General features: G+C 62.5%; 12 protein-coding genes. 8 read left to right on the top strand and 4 right to left on the bottom strand.

The genetic code is table 11. The annotated features are described in order from the left end of the window. The first annotated feature begins 72 nt into the window (after positions 1-72). The 8 genes from htpX (at position 73) to JP75_RS16345 (ending at position 9765) form a co-directional block, all read left to right on the top strand. Entirely contained in the window at positions 73-1056 is a 984-nt protein-coding gene (htpX, locus tag JP75_RS16380) for a zinc metalloprotease HtpX (RefSeq protein WP_035084968.1), read from the top strand. 61 nt (positions 1057-1117) lie between these two features. Continuing rightward, the gene (locus JP75_RS16375) at positions 1118-2419 is read left to right on the top strand and encodes an RsmB/NOP family class I SAM-dependent RNA methyltransferase (RefSeq protein WP_051960797.1); all 1302 of its coding nucleotides are present in this window, start codon (positions 1118-1120) and stop codon (positions 2417-2419) included. A gap of 179 nt (positions 2420-2598) precedes the next feature. Next, positions 2599-4224 (top strand): heparinase II/III family protein, encoded by a 1626-nt coding sequence (locus JP75_RS16370; protein WP_035084966.1) that lies wholly within the window; start codon positions 2599-2601, stop codon positions 4222-4224. Positions 4225-4291: 67 nt separating this feature from the next. Next, the gene (gene purH / locus JP75_RS16365) at positions 4292-5875 is read left to right on the top strand and encodes a bifunctional phosphoribosylaminoimidazolecarboxamide formyltransferase/IMP cyclohydrolase (protein ID WP_035084964.1); all 1584 of its coding nucleotides are present in this window, start codon (positions 4292-4294) and stop codon (positions 5873-5875) included. A 106-nt stretch (positions 5876-5981) separates the two neighbouring features. Next, the gene (locus JP75_RS16360; protein WP_035084961.1) at positions 5982-7337 is read left to right on the top strand and encodes an oligosaccharide flippase family protein; all 1356 of its coding nucleotides are present in this window, start codon (positions 5982-5984) and stop codon (positions 7335-7337) included. 104 nt (positions 7338-7441) lie between these two features. Then, complete coding sequence (leuC, locus tag JP75_RS16355; protein ID WP_035084959.1) at positions 7442-8848, top strand: 3-isopropylmalate dehydratase large subunit; 1407 nt, start codon at positions 7442-7444, stop codon at positions 8846-8848. Further along, entirely contained in the window at positions 8839-9270 is a 432-nt protein-coding gene (locus tag JP75_RS16350; protein ID WP_035084956.1) for a metallopeptidase family protein, read from the top strand. Before leuC ends, JP75_RS16350 begins: the two co-directional genes overlap by 10 nt. Positions 9271-9339: 69 nt before the next feature. Continuing rightward, positions 9340-9765: a DUF1761 domain-containing protein gene (locus JP75_RS16345; RefSeq protein ID WP_035084953.1), complete on the top strand. Its 426-nt coding sequence runs from the start codon at positions 9340-9342 to the stop codon at positions 9763-9765. Positions 9766-9916: 151 nt separating this feature from the next. On the opposite strand, the gene JP75_RS16340 is transcribed toward JP75_RS16345, so the two are convergent. From JP75_RS16340 to dapF, 4 genes are all read right to left on the bottom strand, one after another. Further along, positions 9917-10546 carry a septation protein A gene (locus JP75_RS16340; RefSeq protein ID WP_035084951.1) on the bottom strand — a complete coding sequence of 210 codons (630 nt, stop codon included), beginning with the start codon at positions 10544-10546 and terminating at the stop codon, positions 9917-9919. An 83-nt stretch (positions 10547-10629) separates the two neighbouring features. Then, the gene (gene ftsY / locus JP75_RS16335) at positions 10630-11820 is read right to left on the bottom strand and encodes a signal recognition particle-docking protein FtsY (protein ID WP_035084949.1); all 1191 of its coding nucleotides are present in this window, start codon (positions 11818-11820) and stop codon (positions 10630-10632) included. A 25-nt stretch (positions 11821-11845) separates the two neighbouring features. Next, positions 11846-13108 carry a tRNA (N(6)-L-threonylcarbamoyladenosine(37)-C(2))-methylthiotransferase MtaB gene (mtaB, locus tag JP75_RS16330; protein WP_035084946.1) on the bottom strand — a complete coding sequence of 421 codons (1263 nt, stop codon included), beginning with the start codon at positions 13106-13108 and terminating at the stop codon, positions 11846-11848. Continuing rightward, positions 13108-13956, bottom strand: a complete 849-nt coding sequence (dapF, locus tag JP75_RS16325; protein ID WP_035085206.1) for a diaminopimelate epimerase — start codon at positions 13954-13956, stop codon at positions 13108-13110. The genes mtaB and dapF overlap by 1 nt, the downstream gene beginning before the upstream one ends. Between the last annotated feature and the right edge of the window lie 43 nt (positions 13957-13999).

Below are 13999 nucleotides of genomic sequence, written 5' to 3'. Positions count from 1 at the left end.
TGGTCATGCGCTTGCAGGGAACGCTTCGCCACACAACATAATTGTTCGAAGATACCAACCCAAGGGGTTTTGATGTTCAACGCCTTTCGCACCTTTGTTCTGATCGCGGCCATGACCGCCTTGTTCATGGTGGTGGGCTATTTCATCGGCGGCACCGGCGGCATGATGATTGCCCTGCTGTTTGCCGCCGGCACCAATCTTTTTGCCTACTGGAATTCGGACAAGCTTGTCTTGAGGATGCAGAACGCCGTGCCCGTGGCCCAGAGCCAGGCGCCCGAACTCTATGACATGGTCGAAACGCTCTCCCGGCGCGCCGGCATCCCGACGCCGGCCGTCTATGTCATCCAGTCCGACCAGCCCAATGCCTTTGCGACCGGCCGCGACCCGAACAATGCCGCCGTTGCCGTTTCGACCGGCCTGCTTCGACAGCTCGATACCCGCGAAGTCGCAGGCGTCGTGGCGCACGAACTCGCCCATATCCGCTCGCGCGACACGCTGACCATGACCATCACGGCGACGCTTGCCGGTGCCGTTTCGGCCCTCGCCCAGTTCGGCCTGTTCTTCGGCGGCGGCAATAACCGCGACAATCCGCTGGGCGGCATCGGCGCGCTGCTGATGGTTTTCCTTGCCCCCGTCGCCGCCATGATGGTGCAGATGGCCGTCAGCCGAACCCGCGAATATGAGGCCGACAAGGACGGCGCCGAAATCTCCGGCGATCCGCTCGCTCTCGCCTCGGCGCTCAACAAGATCGCTGTGCTTGCCGGCCGTCAGGTCAATGTCGCGGCCGAGCGCAACCCGGCCATGGCGCATATGTACATCATCAACCCGCTCTCGGGCGCCCGGATGGACAATCTCTTTTCCACCCACCCCGATACCGGCAATCGTATCGCCGCCTTGCAGAGGCTTGCGGGCGAGATGCGCGTGGACGATAAGGGCCGCAGACCCGCGCCTCGCCCGCAGCCCGCTTCCAGCGGCCGCGATACCGGCGGCGGCTGGCGGGTGCCGAGCGCAGGCCGTGGCGAAGACGATAGCGGCGTGCGCGGTCCATGGGGATAAGATGCGTCGCGCGGAAAAGGGACTAGCGGTTTTCCGTTCAGCGACGCAGAGAGAGTGCTGATTGAATAAGAAGAACGATCCGGCTGGCCTTGGCCTGCGTCTCATTGCCGCCCAGAGGCTCCGCGCCATTCTGGGCGGTGAACATTTTGCGCCCCTGTCGGCGGCCGAACTGCCCGATGGCCGCGATCGCTCGCTCGCCAACCGCCTAATCAACACCGCCCTCCGTCGCCAGGGCCAGATCAACCTGATGATCGCAGAACTGCTCGACAAGGGCATGCCGGCAAAATCGGGCACTTTTGAAGCCGTGCTGCGCCTGTCCCTAGCGCAACTGGTTTTCCTGCCCGACATCGGCGCCCACAGCGCCCTGTTCCTCGCCGTCGAAGCCACCAAGCGCGACGCCAAGGCGCGGCACCTTTCTGGTCTGATGAATGCCGTGCTGCGTCGCGCCCAGGCCAATTCGGCCCGCTATGGCCTCCTCGAGGACGACACTCTCCTCCCCGATATTTTCCGCCGGAAGTGGGAGACTGCCTATGGCGCCGACGCCGTTGCGCGCTTTGTCGATGGTCTCGTCGATGGCGCCCCGCTCGACATCACCCTCAAGGATGAAGATCCCGCGCTGGTCGAAGCCCTCGGCGGCGAGAAGCTGATCGCTGATTCCATTCGCGTCGAAACGCGCGACCGCCCGGTCGACGCCCTGCCCTTTTATGACGACGGCCGCTGGTGGGTGCAGGATGTCTCCTCCGCCCTGCCCGCCCGCCTTCTCACCGCCAAGGCCGGCGGCAATGTACTCGATCTCTGCGCCGCACCCGGCGGCAAGACGGCCCAGCTTTCCAAGGCCGGTTATGTCGTAACCGCGCTCGACAGCGACGGCAGCCGCCTTGAACGCCTCAAGGCCAATATGCAGCGCTTGGGCTACGAACCGACCGTGATTGAAGCTGACGCGACGAGTTACATCGCAGCCGAACCATTCGACGGTATTCTGCTTGATGCCCCCTGTTCGGCCACGGGCACCTTCCGCCGACACCCCGAAGTTCTCTGGCACCGCAATGCTGCCGATATCGAAGGCCGCGTAAAACTGCAGCAGGGCATTTTCGCCCGCGCCGTGAAGAACCTCGCGCCCGGTGGCAGCCTCGTTTATTGCGTCTGTTCGCTTGAGCCCGAAGAAGGCGAGGCTATCGTGGATTGGGCCCTTAAAGCGTTCCACAACCTCGAACTTCACCCGGTTGCTCCAACGGAACTGCCCGGCCTTGAAGGCGCTGTCACGTCGGGCGGCCTCGTTCGCACTCTACCCTCGATGGCGCCGAATGGCGTCGACGGTGGCATGGATGGTTTCTTTGTGGCGCGTTTTCGTCGGGCGAGCTAAGTCTGTGGGCGACGAAGTTTTCCAGCAAGAAATCTATCCCCGGCTGGGCAAATCACGGCAAATTCACTAGACGCTTCAACATCGAGCGGCCGGTGCCGCGTCTTGGAAGGTTCATTTTCAGTGGGTTTTGAGGGCAGCGATCGACCTGCCCGCGTAGGGTTTTCGCGCGGAGGCAGACGTTGAGCGGGCGGTTCGGTGCGACCTCGCGGCGCTTCGGATTGCGCCTTGCCGATGCCATCGTCACCTCGCGCTTCACCCGCTGGACCTGGCAGGGCCTTGCCGAGCAAGGCTACAAGGGCGAGCTGCCCGAATTCCGCCCCACCGACAGAGATGCGGTCCGCGAAATGATGTCGGGGCGCTATCTCCTCGCCTCAAAACTCATCGAAACTGGCGGCACCTCGCCATTTTCCGTCGATGTCGATTTCCCCGACTGGTGGAACAATCTGCAGAGTTTTTCCTGGCTCCGCCACTTCCGCGATGTCCGCGATCCCGGCGAAAAGCTCTTTGCGCGCACGCTGGTGCTCGATTGGATAGGACGCGAAGGAAAGTTCGACACGGAAAGCTGGTCGCTGCCGCTGACCGGCCAACGCGTTCTCAACTGGCTGCGCCACCTGCCGCTGCTGCTCGATGGCGCGACGCCTGATCAGGCAAAAACCATACAGCGCAGCCTCGGAACGCAGGTGCAAAGTCTTCGCGTGCGTGGAAAACTGGCGACTGACCCGGTAGATCGGCTCTTTGCCGCCATCGGCATTCTGGGCGCCGAGCTCTGCGAGCCCGAAGATTCAGCCGATGTCGAAGCGCGCCTCGTGCAGCTTGATGCGGCTCTCGCCGAACAGCTCGATGAAGAGGGCCTTCACAAGAGCCGCAATCCGCGCATCCAGCTCAATCTGCTCGTCGAACTTTCGAGCCTGCGCCAGGCCGCCAATCGCCATGGCAGCCCGACCTTTGCCTCGCTCTCCAATCGCATCGACCGGATGCATGAAGCGCTCGACGCTGTCACCCTTTCGAGCGGCGAACTCGCCTATTTCAACGGCTGCGGACAGGTTCCGCATGACGTGCTGGTGGCCGTGCAGGCCAATGCGCCGACCCCGGCCCGGCGGTCGCGCATTTTGGGCGGCTACGGCATCCTGCGCAGCGGCCGCGCCGTCGTCATCGCCGATTCAGGCTTGCGCCCTGAGCCAGGTTTTGATGCCGAAGCTCATGCTGGCGCGCTGGCATTCGAATTTTCGCATGGCAGCGAGCTGATCCTCGGCTCCTGCGGCCCTGCGCCGGCCGACATGCCGGAAACGCGTGATCTCTTCCGCCAGGCCATCGCCCATTCCTCGCCCACTATCGAGGACGAAGACGCCTTTGTGCCGCCAAAGGGTTTTCGCGCAAAACCGCCCGCCGTGCCGGATATGGAACTGGTGCCGGCCGAGCACATGCTGGCCGTTTCCTCCATCGGTTATGCGACCCGCTTTGGCGCCGAGATCGAGCGGCGGCTGACCCTCCTTGGTGACGGCACAACGCTTGTCGGCCAGGATCGGGTTGTCGCCGAAGGCACGCCCAACGGCCAATTGTCCATTCGCTTCCATTTAGCGCCCGGCATTTCCGTCCAGGCACCTGTCGGCGAAGGCATGCGTCGGTTGACACTGCCCAATGGCGAGGTCTGGAGCTTCCTTTGGGAAGGCGCGACCCTGCGCCAGGACGACAGCGTCCGCCAATCGGCCTATCTCGGCTTCAACCGCACCATCCAGCTCGTGCTCGAAGCCGAACTCGAGCCCGGTGTGGAAGTCGGCTGGATCCTGACGCGCGAACACGGTTGAGCTTGGACTCCGCGGCCCGTTCGTGCTAGCGGAGCCGCGAAATCTCCTCCAATGCGAGCAAAAACTCATGGGCAAGACGGTCACGGTCGGGCGGGCACTGCTTTCGGTATTCGACAAATCGGGAATGGCGGATTTTGCCCGCGGGCTTTCAGAGGCTGGGGTAGAGCTGGTCTCGACCGGCGGCACCCACAAGCTCATCGCCGAAACCGGCCTGCCGGTGCGCGAGATTTCGGACCTGACCGGCTTTCCCGAAATGATGGATGGCCGCGTGAAGACGCTGCACCCAAAAGTGCATGGTGGCCTCCTCTCGGTGCGCGACAATCCCGAGCACAAGGCCTCAATGGACGAACATGAGATCGGCCCCATCGACCTCGTCGCCGTCAATCTCTATCCGTTTGAAAAGACCGTCGCCTCAGGCGCCAGCTATGACGACATCATCGAGAACATCGACATTGGCGGCCCCGCCATGGTGCGCTCGGCGGCCAAGAACCATGCCTATGTGACCGTCGTCGTCGACCCGGCCGACTATCCGGCAATCCTGGAAGCCATCCGCAATGGCGGCATTCCCTACGAACTGCGCCAGAAGCTTGCGGCAAAGGCCTATGCCCGCACCGCGGCCTATGACAGCGCGATTTCAGCCTGGTTTGCCAAAGAGATCGACTTTGCCGACGTGAATTATCGCAGCTTTGCCGGCACCCTGCGCGAAGTCATGCGCTATGGCGAAAACCCGCACCAGTGGGCGGCCTTTTACGGCACGGGCGAGAACCGTCCGGGCGTCGCCACCGCATCGCAGGTGCAGGGCAAGACACTCTCCTACAACAATATCAACGACACCGACGCTGCTTTCGAACTGGTCTCCGAATTCGACCCCGCCGAGGTTGCTGCTGTCGCCATCATCAAGCACGCCAATCCCTGCGGCGTCGCCACAGGTGCCAACCTGACCGAGGCCTACAAGAAGGCCCTGCGCACCGATCCAGTTTCGGCCTTCGGCGGCATCGTCGCCACCAATCGCGAGATTGACGCCGAGACGGCCACCGAGATCGTTAAGGTTTTTACCGAGGTGATCGTTGCCCCCTCGGCCACGCCAGAGGCCCAGGAAATCATTGCCGCCAAGAAGAACCTGCGTCTTCTCCTCACGGGGGGTCTTGCTGATCCGAAGGCCGAGGGCCTGCAGGTCAAATCCGTGGCCGGTGGTCTGCTGGTCCAGAGCCGCGACAATCGCAATGTCGATGACTGCGAACTGAAGGTCGTCACCAAGCGCGCGCCGACGGAGGCCGAACTGGCTGACCTGAAACTCGCGGCGAAAGTGGCAAAACACGTCAAGTCCAATGCCATCATCTATGTGAAGGACGGCGCCACTGCCGGTATTGGCGCGGGCCAGATGAGCCGCGTCGACTCCGCCCGCGTTGCCCATCGCAAGTCGATCGATGCCGCTGAAGCCGCCGGTATCGAAGGCGCTCTCACCATTGGTTCGGTCGTCGCCTCCGACGCCTTCTTCCCCTTCGCCGATGGTCTTGAGGCTCTGGTCGCCGCTGGCGCCACGGCCGTGATCCAGCCGGGCGGCTCGATGCGCGACGACGAAGTCATCGCTGCCGCCGATGCTGCCGGCATCGCCATGGTGATGACCGGCATGCGCCACTTCCGCCACTAGGCGAACACACTGCCGTGAGGGCCAAAAACCCTCACGGTAAGACCTTCTTGACAGGGTTCTGGCACTCTCTGCCCGCTCGGCATTTCGGCCGGCATGAGGACCCTTTATGCGGCTGGCTGTTCCGTCAGATCTTTCTGCCCTGCTCTCCACCGGCTTTCTGCGCTCGGTGGGCTCGCTCGGCATCAAGGTCGCGACCGCCGGCCTCACCTACATCACCTATGTCGTCCTCTCGCGCACCCAGACCGAGAGCGAATATGGCCATTTTGCCTTTGGCCTGGCGCTGGCAACCGTGCTCGCCATTTTGGCCGGCATGGGCCAGTCGACCGCCGTGCTGCGTCTTTGGCCGCAATTGCGCGGCAAAGGCGAAAACAGCGACGCTGATGCCGTAGTCGCTGCCGGCTCGGCCATCACCATCGGCGCCAGCCTGATCCTTGCGGGTCTCCTCTGCGTCCTCGCCGTCGCCAGCATTCCCTTTTTGCCGCCGCGCGAAACCATCAATCATTTCATCGGCGCTGCTTTCCTGATCCTCCCCATGGCGCTGGCCGAGTACAATTCCTCGGTGCTGCGGGCCCAGGGATCGCTCTGGACGGCTCTTTTGCCACGCGACATCGTCTGGCGCCTGGCGCTGCCGGCTGCCGTCATAGCGCTTTTTGCCGTGGGCATTGTGCTCAGCGGTCCCGATGCCTTGACCTTGTCAGCCGCGCTGTTAATCGGCGCGCTGATCCTACAGATGAGCGTGGCGCTCAAGCGCAACTACACCATCCTCCCGCGCCTCGCCCCCGTGCGCCCCCATTGGCAGCGCTGGGGCAGCCTCAGCAATTGGCTGCTGCTTGGGGCGCTGATCGAAACCTTTACGCTCAATGCCGACGTCATCCTCGTCGGTCTGATGCTCGACCTTGAAAGCTCCGGCCTCTATTTCAACGCCTTCCGCACCGCAGGCCTGATGACGCTTTTCACCTTCGCTATCGAGCTGGTGATCGCACCTATGGTTGCCGAGCACTACCACTCTGGCGCGATGCGAAAAGCCCAAGCCATCACCGCCCTCTGCGCCTGGGCCGGTTTTGTCTTCTCGCTCGTGATCTTTGCCCTCTTCCTGTTCTTCGGCGAGTTCATCCTGTCGCTCTTCGGCCCCGCCTATGCCGAGGGCACGCTGGTACTGCTGCTCCTCGCCTTTGGCCTGCTGTTCGACGCCGTCACTGGTCCCTCGAAGATCGTCATGATGATGACCGGCCACGAGCGAGCCTATGTCGGCATCTTCGGCGCCATCATGGGTATCGGCTTTCTCGTGCAAATCGCCGTGATCCCGATCTGGGGCATCGTCGGTGTCGCCGCGGTCAATATGGGGGCTCGCATCCTGGCGCAGATCGCCATAGCCCTCTGGTGCCGTTACCGCATCGGCCTCGATACGAGCCTTTTGGGCGCTCTCGCCGTTGGCCGCCTGCGCGACGCCCCGGCAAACTGATTTCCGCAAGAGCGTACCCGCGAGTACGGTTCTTCTTGACCCAAAAGCCTCTCTGGGCTTAGAACCAATCCAAACTTCCATTCCTGCCCCTCGGAACAAGACGAATGACCAAGGCCCGCACGCTCTACGACAAGATCTGGGACGACCATCTGGTTCAGAACAATCCGGACGGCACGAGCCTTCTCTATATCGACCGTCACCTCGTGCACGAAGTGACGAGCCCGCAGGCCTTTGAAGGTCTGCGCATGAACGGTCGCAAAGTCCGCCATCCCGAGCGCACGCTGGCCGTGGTCGACCACAACGTTCCGACCACCGACCGTTCGCTGCCCAATCCCGACCCGGAAAGCGCGATCCAGATCGAGACGCTGGCCGAAAACACCCGCGATTTCGGCATCGAATATTACGACCCCTTCGACAAGCGTCAGGGCGTCGTGCATATCGTTGGCCCCGAACAGGGTTTTACCTTGCCGGGCATGACCATCGTTTGCGGCGACTCGCACACCTCGACCCACGGTGCCTTCGGCGCACTGGCCCACGGCATTGGCACCTCCGAAGTGGAACACGTTCTGGCCACCCAGACGCTGATCCAGCAGAAGGCCAAGAACATGCTGGTACGTGTTGATGGTCAGCTGCCGCCCGGCGTTACCGCCAAGGACATCATCCTCGCCATCATCGGCGAAATCGGCACGGCTGGCGGCAATGGCCACGTGATCGAGTTTGCCGGCGAAGCCATCCGTTCGCTCTCGATGGAAGGCCGCATGACGGTCTGCAACATGACCATCGAAGGCGGCGCCCGCGCTGGCCTGATCGCGCCTGACGAGACCACCTTTGCCTATGTAAAGGATCGTCCGCGCGCGCCCAAGGGCGAAGCTTTTGACATGGCCGTCGACTACTGGAAGACGCTCTATTCCGACGATGGCGCGCATTACGACAAGGTCGTCATCCTCGACGCCGCCAAGCTGCCGCCGATCGTTTCCTGGGGTTCGTCGCCGGAAGACGTCATCTCGGTACAGGGCGTTGTGCCGAACCCGGATGATATCCAGGACGAGACCAAGCGCGCTTCCAAGTGGCGTGCCCTCGACTATATGGGCCTCAAGCCTGGTACCCCGATCACCGATATCAAGATCGATCGCGTTTTTGTCGGCTCCTGCACCAATGGCCGTATCGAAGATCTGCGCGCTGCCGCTGCCGTTATCGGCGGTGGCAAGGTCGCGAGCCACGTCTCGGCCATGATCGTGCCGGGCTCGGGTCTCGTGAAGGCGCAGGCCGAAGAAGAAGGTCTCGACGTGATCTTCAAGAATGCCGGCTTTGAATGGCGCGAACCGGGCTGCTCCATGTGCCTCGCCATGAACCCCGACAAGCTCAAGCCCGAAGAACGCTGCGCTTCGACCTCGAACCGCAATTTTGAGGGTCGCCAGGGTTTCAAGGGTCGTACGCACCTCGTTTCCCCCGCCATGGCTGCCGCAGCCGCCATTGCCGGCCACTTCGTCGATATCCGCGAGTGGAAGTAAAAGGCACCGATTGGTCGGGGTTTCATGCCCCGACCCTCGATGACATCGAGGCCATGGCCAGCAAGGCCCTGGCCGAACTCCCCGAGCCGTTCAAGTCGCTCGCGGCCGACGTCACTTGCACGGTGGCCGAATTCGCCGAAGACGACGTGCTCGAACATTTCGAGATGGAAAGCCCCTTCGAGCTGATGGGCCTTTTCACCGGCATCGGCCTTACCGAAGACGGTGCCGTGCCGCAGACCGGGCAGATGCCCAACACGGTCTTCCTCTATCGCCGCGCCATCCTCGACTATTGGGCCGAGAACGACGACAACACGCTCGGCGAAGTCGTCACCCATGTTCTCATCCACGAACTCGGCCACCACTTTGGGTTTTCCGACGACGACATGGAAGAGATCGAAGCCCGTGCCGACGCGGAAGACTGACCGCGTTCCCTATGGATCGGGAAAGGCATAGATTACCTCCGGCGCATCCAGCGCTTTCGGGGGAAGTCCATGTCGTTTCTTGCCGTCAATTGGCTGGCTATCGTGCTGGCTACCGTCGCCAGCTTCGCCTTTGGTGCGGTCTGGTACATGAGCCTGTCCAAGCAGTGGATGGTCGCCCTCGGCAAGACCAGGGACCAGCTTGATCCCGGCTATACGCCGTTCATCTGGTCGGTGGCTGTCGAACTCGTCATGGCCTATTTCATCGCCGTCTTCACCCCGGCCCTGATGGGCACGGTGGATGTCGGCGCCGGCGCCATGACCGGCTTTCTCTGCTGGTTCGGCTTCGTGCTCACGGTGATGATCATGAACCACCGCTACGAGGGCATGAAATGGTCCCTCACCCTGATCGACAGCGCCCATGTGCTCGGCGTGCTGGTCATCCAGGGCGTTGTCATCGGACTTTTTGGACCGGTCGCCGCAGTTGCTGCCGTCTAGTTAACCGGCCTTCTCCCCATCGTCATTGCCGGGCCTGTCCCGGCAATCCACCCTTGCCGAGGCATGGACCACCGGGACAAGCCCGGTGGCGACGACAGAAATGAAGTTGGAGCGACCATAAAAAATCCCCGACATAGCGGGGATTTTCCGGTTAGCTCTCGACCACGATATTGGGCGGAGATGGCGGCTCGCTGGGCGGAGCATACTTGCTCAGCAGCGGCAACTGGCTCATCGAGAACAGCACCGTCAGCGGCATGACGCCCCAGACCTTGAAGGCGATCCAGATCTCGGTCGAAAAATTGCGCCAGAGCACTTCGTTGATCACGGCGAGCACGAAGAAGAAAATGCCCCAGTTGAGCGTGAGGCGCCACCAGCCCTCCGGGCGCAGCTTATAGACTTCACCGAAGACATATTTCAGCAGCGATTGGCCAAAAAGCAGGCCGCCGAGCAGCACCGAGCCGAACAGCACATTGGTGATGGTCGGCTTGATCTTGATGAACGTGTCGTCCTGCAGCCATAGCGTCAGGCCACCAAAGACCAGCACCACGACGCCTGTAACCAGCGGCATGACGGCGACCTTTTTCAGGATCAGCCAGGAGAGCAGCAGCGACACGACCATGGCGCCCATGAACCAGGCGGTCGCGACGAAAATGTCGGCGCGCGCATTGGCGATGAAGAACACCACCAACGGTCCTAGTTCGAGGGCAAGCTTTGTGATCTGCGGGCGCAGTTCGTCCCAATTGACGTCTGCTTCGGCTTTGTCGGTCATTGATCGTTCCATGGCGTACCCTGCCAATGTGATGGCATGCGCCACCTGATGCAAGCCGAATAGCCAGTAAGAGTGGTTAGATTTGGGCCGAAACCTCAGCCTTGCCCGGCAATTGCGCTGGCAAAATCCTTGGCTTCAAATGGTTCGAGATCGTCCACGCCCTCGCCGACGCCGATGAAGTGCACCGGCAGGCCAAACTTCTTGGCGATGGCGACCAGAATGCCGCCGCGGGCGGTGCCGTCGAGCTTGGTCATGACGAGGCCGGTCACCCCGGCGCGCTTGCCGAAAATCTCGACCTGTTTCAGGGCGTTCTGGCCCGTCGTCGCATCAAGCGTCAGCAGCGTTGCATGCGGCGCGGAAGGCTCGACCTTCTTGATGACGCGAATGACCTTTTCGAGTTCGTCCATCAGTTCGTCGCGGTTTTGGAGACGGCCGGCGGTGTCGATGATGAGGACATCGCGACCCTCGGCTTTGGCCTGGGTAACAGCATCGAAGGCAAGGCCAGAAGCGTCGGAGCCGGCGGGCTTTGAAATCACCGGCGCGCCAGTGCGCTTACCCCAGACCTGCAACTGCTCGATGGCGGCAGCGCGGAATGTATCGCCGGCGGCCAACATGACGGATTTTCCTTCGGCTGCGAACTTTTGCGCTAGTTTGCCGATGGTTGTGGTCTTGCCCGAGCCATTGACCCCGATCATCAGGATGATGAACGGCTTCTTGTCGGTATCCACCGTGAGCGGCAGTGCGACAGGGCCGAGCACCTTTTCGACCTCGGTCGCCAGCACGGCGCGTACTTCGCTGTCCGACACTTCGCGGTCAAAGCGATCGCGCCGCAGGGTCTCGGTGATGGACATGGCCGTCTCGAGACCGAGATCGGCCTGAATGAGCACGTCTTCCAGCTCATCCAGCGTCGCCGCATCGAGCTTGCGCTTGGTGAAGACCGACGTGATCGAGCTGGTGAGATTGTCCGACGAGCGTTTGAGGCCCGAGGTCAGGCGCGAGAACCAGCTCTGGCGTTGCGCCGGAGCGGCAACGACGGCGGGCGGCGTGACGAAGTGGTCTTCCACCGCTTCGATATAGTCAGGCGTCGTCTCCGGCGGGCCCGGAGGCGGCGGCGCATCAACGGGCTCAGGCTGCTGGACCGGCTCGGGAACAGGTTCGGGGGTGGGAGCAACCGGCTCCGGCACTACGGCCGGGGTCTCGGGCAGAGCCTCGGGCGGAACCGGCGGCACCGGGGCCGGCTGATTGCCAAAGAGGCGCTGGAAAAAGCCGGGTTTCTTGTCGGTCATAGTCTTGGTCTTTCCCTCGCCGCCCTCAGGCCGCAACCCGTAGTTTTTCGCCCCTCAGCCCGTCCGGGCCACGACCCGTGGTCACGACGGCAGCAAGCTCGCCTGGCTCCATACCGGCAACGCTCACCGGCACGAATTGTTCGGTGCGACCAAGGCCGCCCCGCTCCATCAGCACATTTTCAATGCGGCCAAGACGCGTATCGCACAATGCCGCAAACTGCTTTTCGCCCTCGGCGCGCAGACGTCCAGCGCGCTCACGGGCAATCGCCTTGCTCACCTGCGGCATGCGCGCTGCGGGCGTGCCGGGACGCGGCGAATAGGGGAAGGCGTGGATATAGGTAATCCCTGCCTCGCCGATAAAGCGCAGCGTGTTCTCGAACATCTCGTCGGTCTCGGTCGGGAAACCGGCAATGATGTCGGCGCCGAAAACCATGTTCGGCCTTATGGCGCGCAGCTTTGCGACGACGCCAAGCGCATCGTCGCGCAGATGCCGGCGCTTCATGCGCTTGAGGATGAGATCGTCGCCCGATTGCAGCGACAGATGCAGATGCGGCATCAGTCGGGGATCGGCGGCGGCCTCGTAAAGAGCGGCATCGGCCTCGATGGAGTCGATCGAGGAAATGCGTAGCCGCGGCAGGTCCGGCACATGTTTCAGGATGGCCTGGGTGAGAAGACCCAGCGTCGGGGCGCCCGGCAGGTCGGGACCATAGGAGGTGATATCGACGCCGGTAAGCACGATCTCCCGATAGCCATTGGCGACCAGTTTCTTGATCTGCTCGACGACCAGGCCCATGGGCACCGAGCGCGAGGGGCCACGGCCGAATGGGATGATGCAAAAGGTGCAGCGGTGATCGCAGCCGTTTTGCACCTGCACGAAGGCGCGCGTGTGGGCGTCCATGCCCTCGATGAGATGGCCGGCGGTTTCCCGCACGCTCATGATGTCGTTGACCTGCACCTTGTCGTTAAGGGGCACGCCAAAGGTCATCGGAAGATAGCTTGCAGCCTTAAGCTTGTCCGCATTGCCGATAACGAGGTCGACTTCTTCCATATCGCCAAAAGAGCGCGCCTCGGTCTGGGCGGCGCAACCGGTGACGATGATGCGGCTTTGCGGATTTTCGCGCCGCGCCTTGCGCACGGCCTTACGGGCCTGGGTGACGGCTTCCTGCGTTACTGCGCAGGTATTGATGATGATGGCGTCTTCCAGCCCGGCCTTTTCGGCCTCGGCCTTCATCACTTCGCCTTCATAGGCATTGAGACGACAGCCGAAAGTTAGGGTGCGAACCGCCATCAGGCCGCCTCGGCGCGCGTCCAGGCGCCCGTTGCGGGATCGAACTCGCCGCGCCATTCGAACTCGGCAGGGCCGGTCAGGGTGACATGATCATCGGCCTGCCATTCGACCACGAGATCGCCGCCCGGCACGATCACCGTGGCCTTGCGAGCCGTGCGGCGGGTACGGGCGCCATTGACGAGGGCAGCGCATGCCGCGGTGCCACAAGCCTCCGTGAGCCCCGCGCCACGCTCCCAGGTGCGCAGAATGATGCGGTCGGGCGCAGCGACATTGGCAATGGAGATATTGGCGCGCTCGGGGAAGAGCGGATGGTTTTCGAGGAGCGGCCCAAAGCGATCGAGTGCATAGGACCAGACATCGTCCTTGACCCAGAACGTTGCGTGCGGATTGCCCATCGAGGCAACCGAGGGCGAATGCAGCACGGGCGCATCGATGGGCCCGATCTGCAGTTCGACGGCGCGGGTATCGGCAAATTCTTCACTGAGCGGAATTTCGTACCAGGCAAACTTGGGCGTACCCATGTCGACGGTGATCAGCCCGTCTTCGGCCTCTTCTCCAAAGAGAATTCCGGCTACGGTTTCAAAGGTGAACCGCTGGCGGCCCTGCTCGACGGAAAGGCTCTGCACCACGCAGCGCATGCCATTGCCGCAGGCTTGGGCGCGCGAACCGTCTGAATTGATGATTTCGATATAGTTGGCCGTGCCCGGCGTACGAGAGTCATGGATGGCCATGATCTGGTCGAACTTGGTCTCGGCGCGTGCATTGATAGCGATGGCAGCTTCAGGCGTGACGCGATCCCGGCGGCCGCGCATGTCGGCCACGATGATCTGGTTGCCCAGCCCGTTCATCTTGAGAAAGGGTGCGTTGCTCAAAGCGGTGCCTATCTGCTTG

This window comes from Devosia riboflavina, from assembly GCF_000743575.1.
GTDB lineage: Bacteria > Pseudomonadota > Alphaproteobacteria > Rhizobiales > Devosiaceae > Devosia > Devosia riboflavina.
Note: the sequence above shows the minus strand (reverse complement) of the source record. Positions and strands in the feature narration are given on the sequence as shown.

What these genes read in the sequence shown, in the direction of transcription:
- htpX (WP_035084968.1), top strand. Translation starts at nt 73, where the DNA reads ATGTTCAACGCCTTTCGCACCTTTGTTCTGATCGCGGCCATGACCGCC.
- purH (WP_035084964.1), top strand. Translation starts at nt 4,292, where the DNA reads ATGGGCAAGACGGTCACGGTCGGGCGGGCACTGCTTTCGGTATTCGAC.
- JP75_RS16360 (WP_035084961.1), top strand. Translation starts at nt 5,982, where the DNA reads ATGCGGCTGGCTGTTCCGTCAGATCTTTCTGCCCTGCTCTCCACCGGC.
- leuC (WP_035084959.1), top strand. Translation starts at nt 7,442, where the DNA reads ATGACCAAGGCCCGCACGCTCTACGACAAGATCTGGGACGACCATCTG.
- JP75_RS16345 (WP_035084953.1), top strand. Translation starts at nt 9,340, where the DNA reads ATGTCGTTTCTTGCCGTCAATTGGCTGGCTATCGTGCTGGCTACCGTC.
- JP75_RS16340 (WP_035084951.1), bottom strand. Translation starts at nt 10,546, where the DNA reads ATGGAACGATCAATGACCGACAAAGCCGAAGCAGACGTCAATTGGGAC.
- ftsY (WP_035084949.1), bottom strand. Translation starts at nt 11,820, where the DNA reads ATGACCGACAAGAAACCCGGCTTTTTCCAGCGCCTCTTTGGCAATCAG.
- mtaB (WP_035084946.1), bottom strand. Translation starts at nt 13,108, where the DNA reads ATGGCGGTTCGCACCCTAACTTTCGGCTGTCGTCTCAATGCCTATGAA.
- dapF (WP_035085206.1), bottom strand. Translation starts at nt 13,956, where the DNA reads ATGAACGGGCTGGGCAACCAGATCATCGTGGCCGACATGCGCGGCCGC.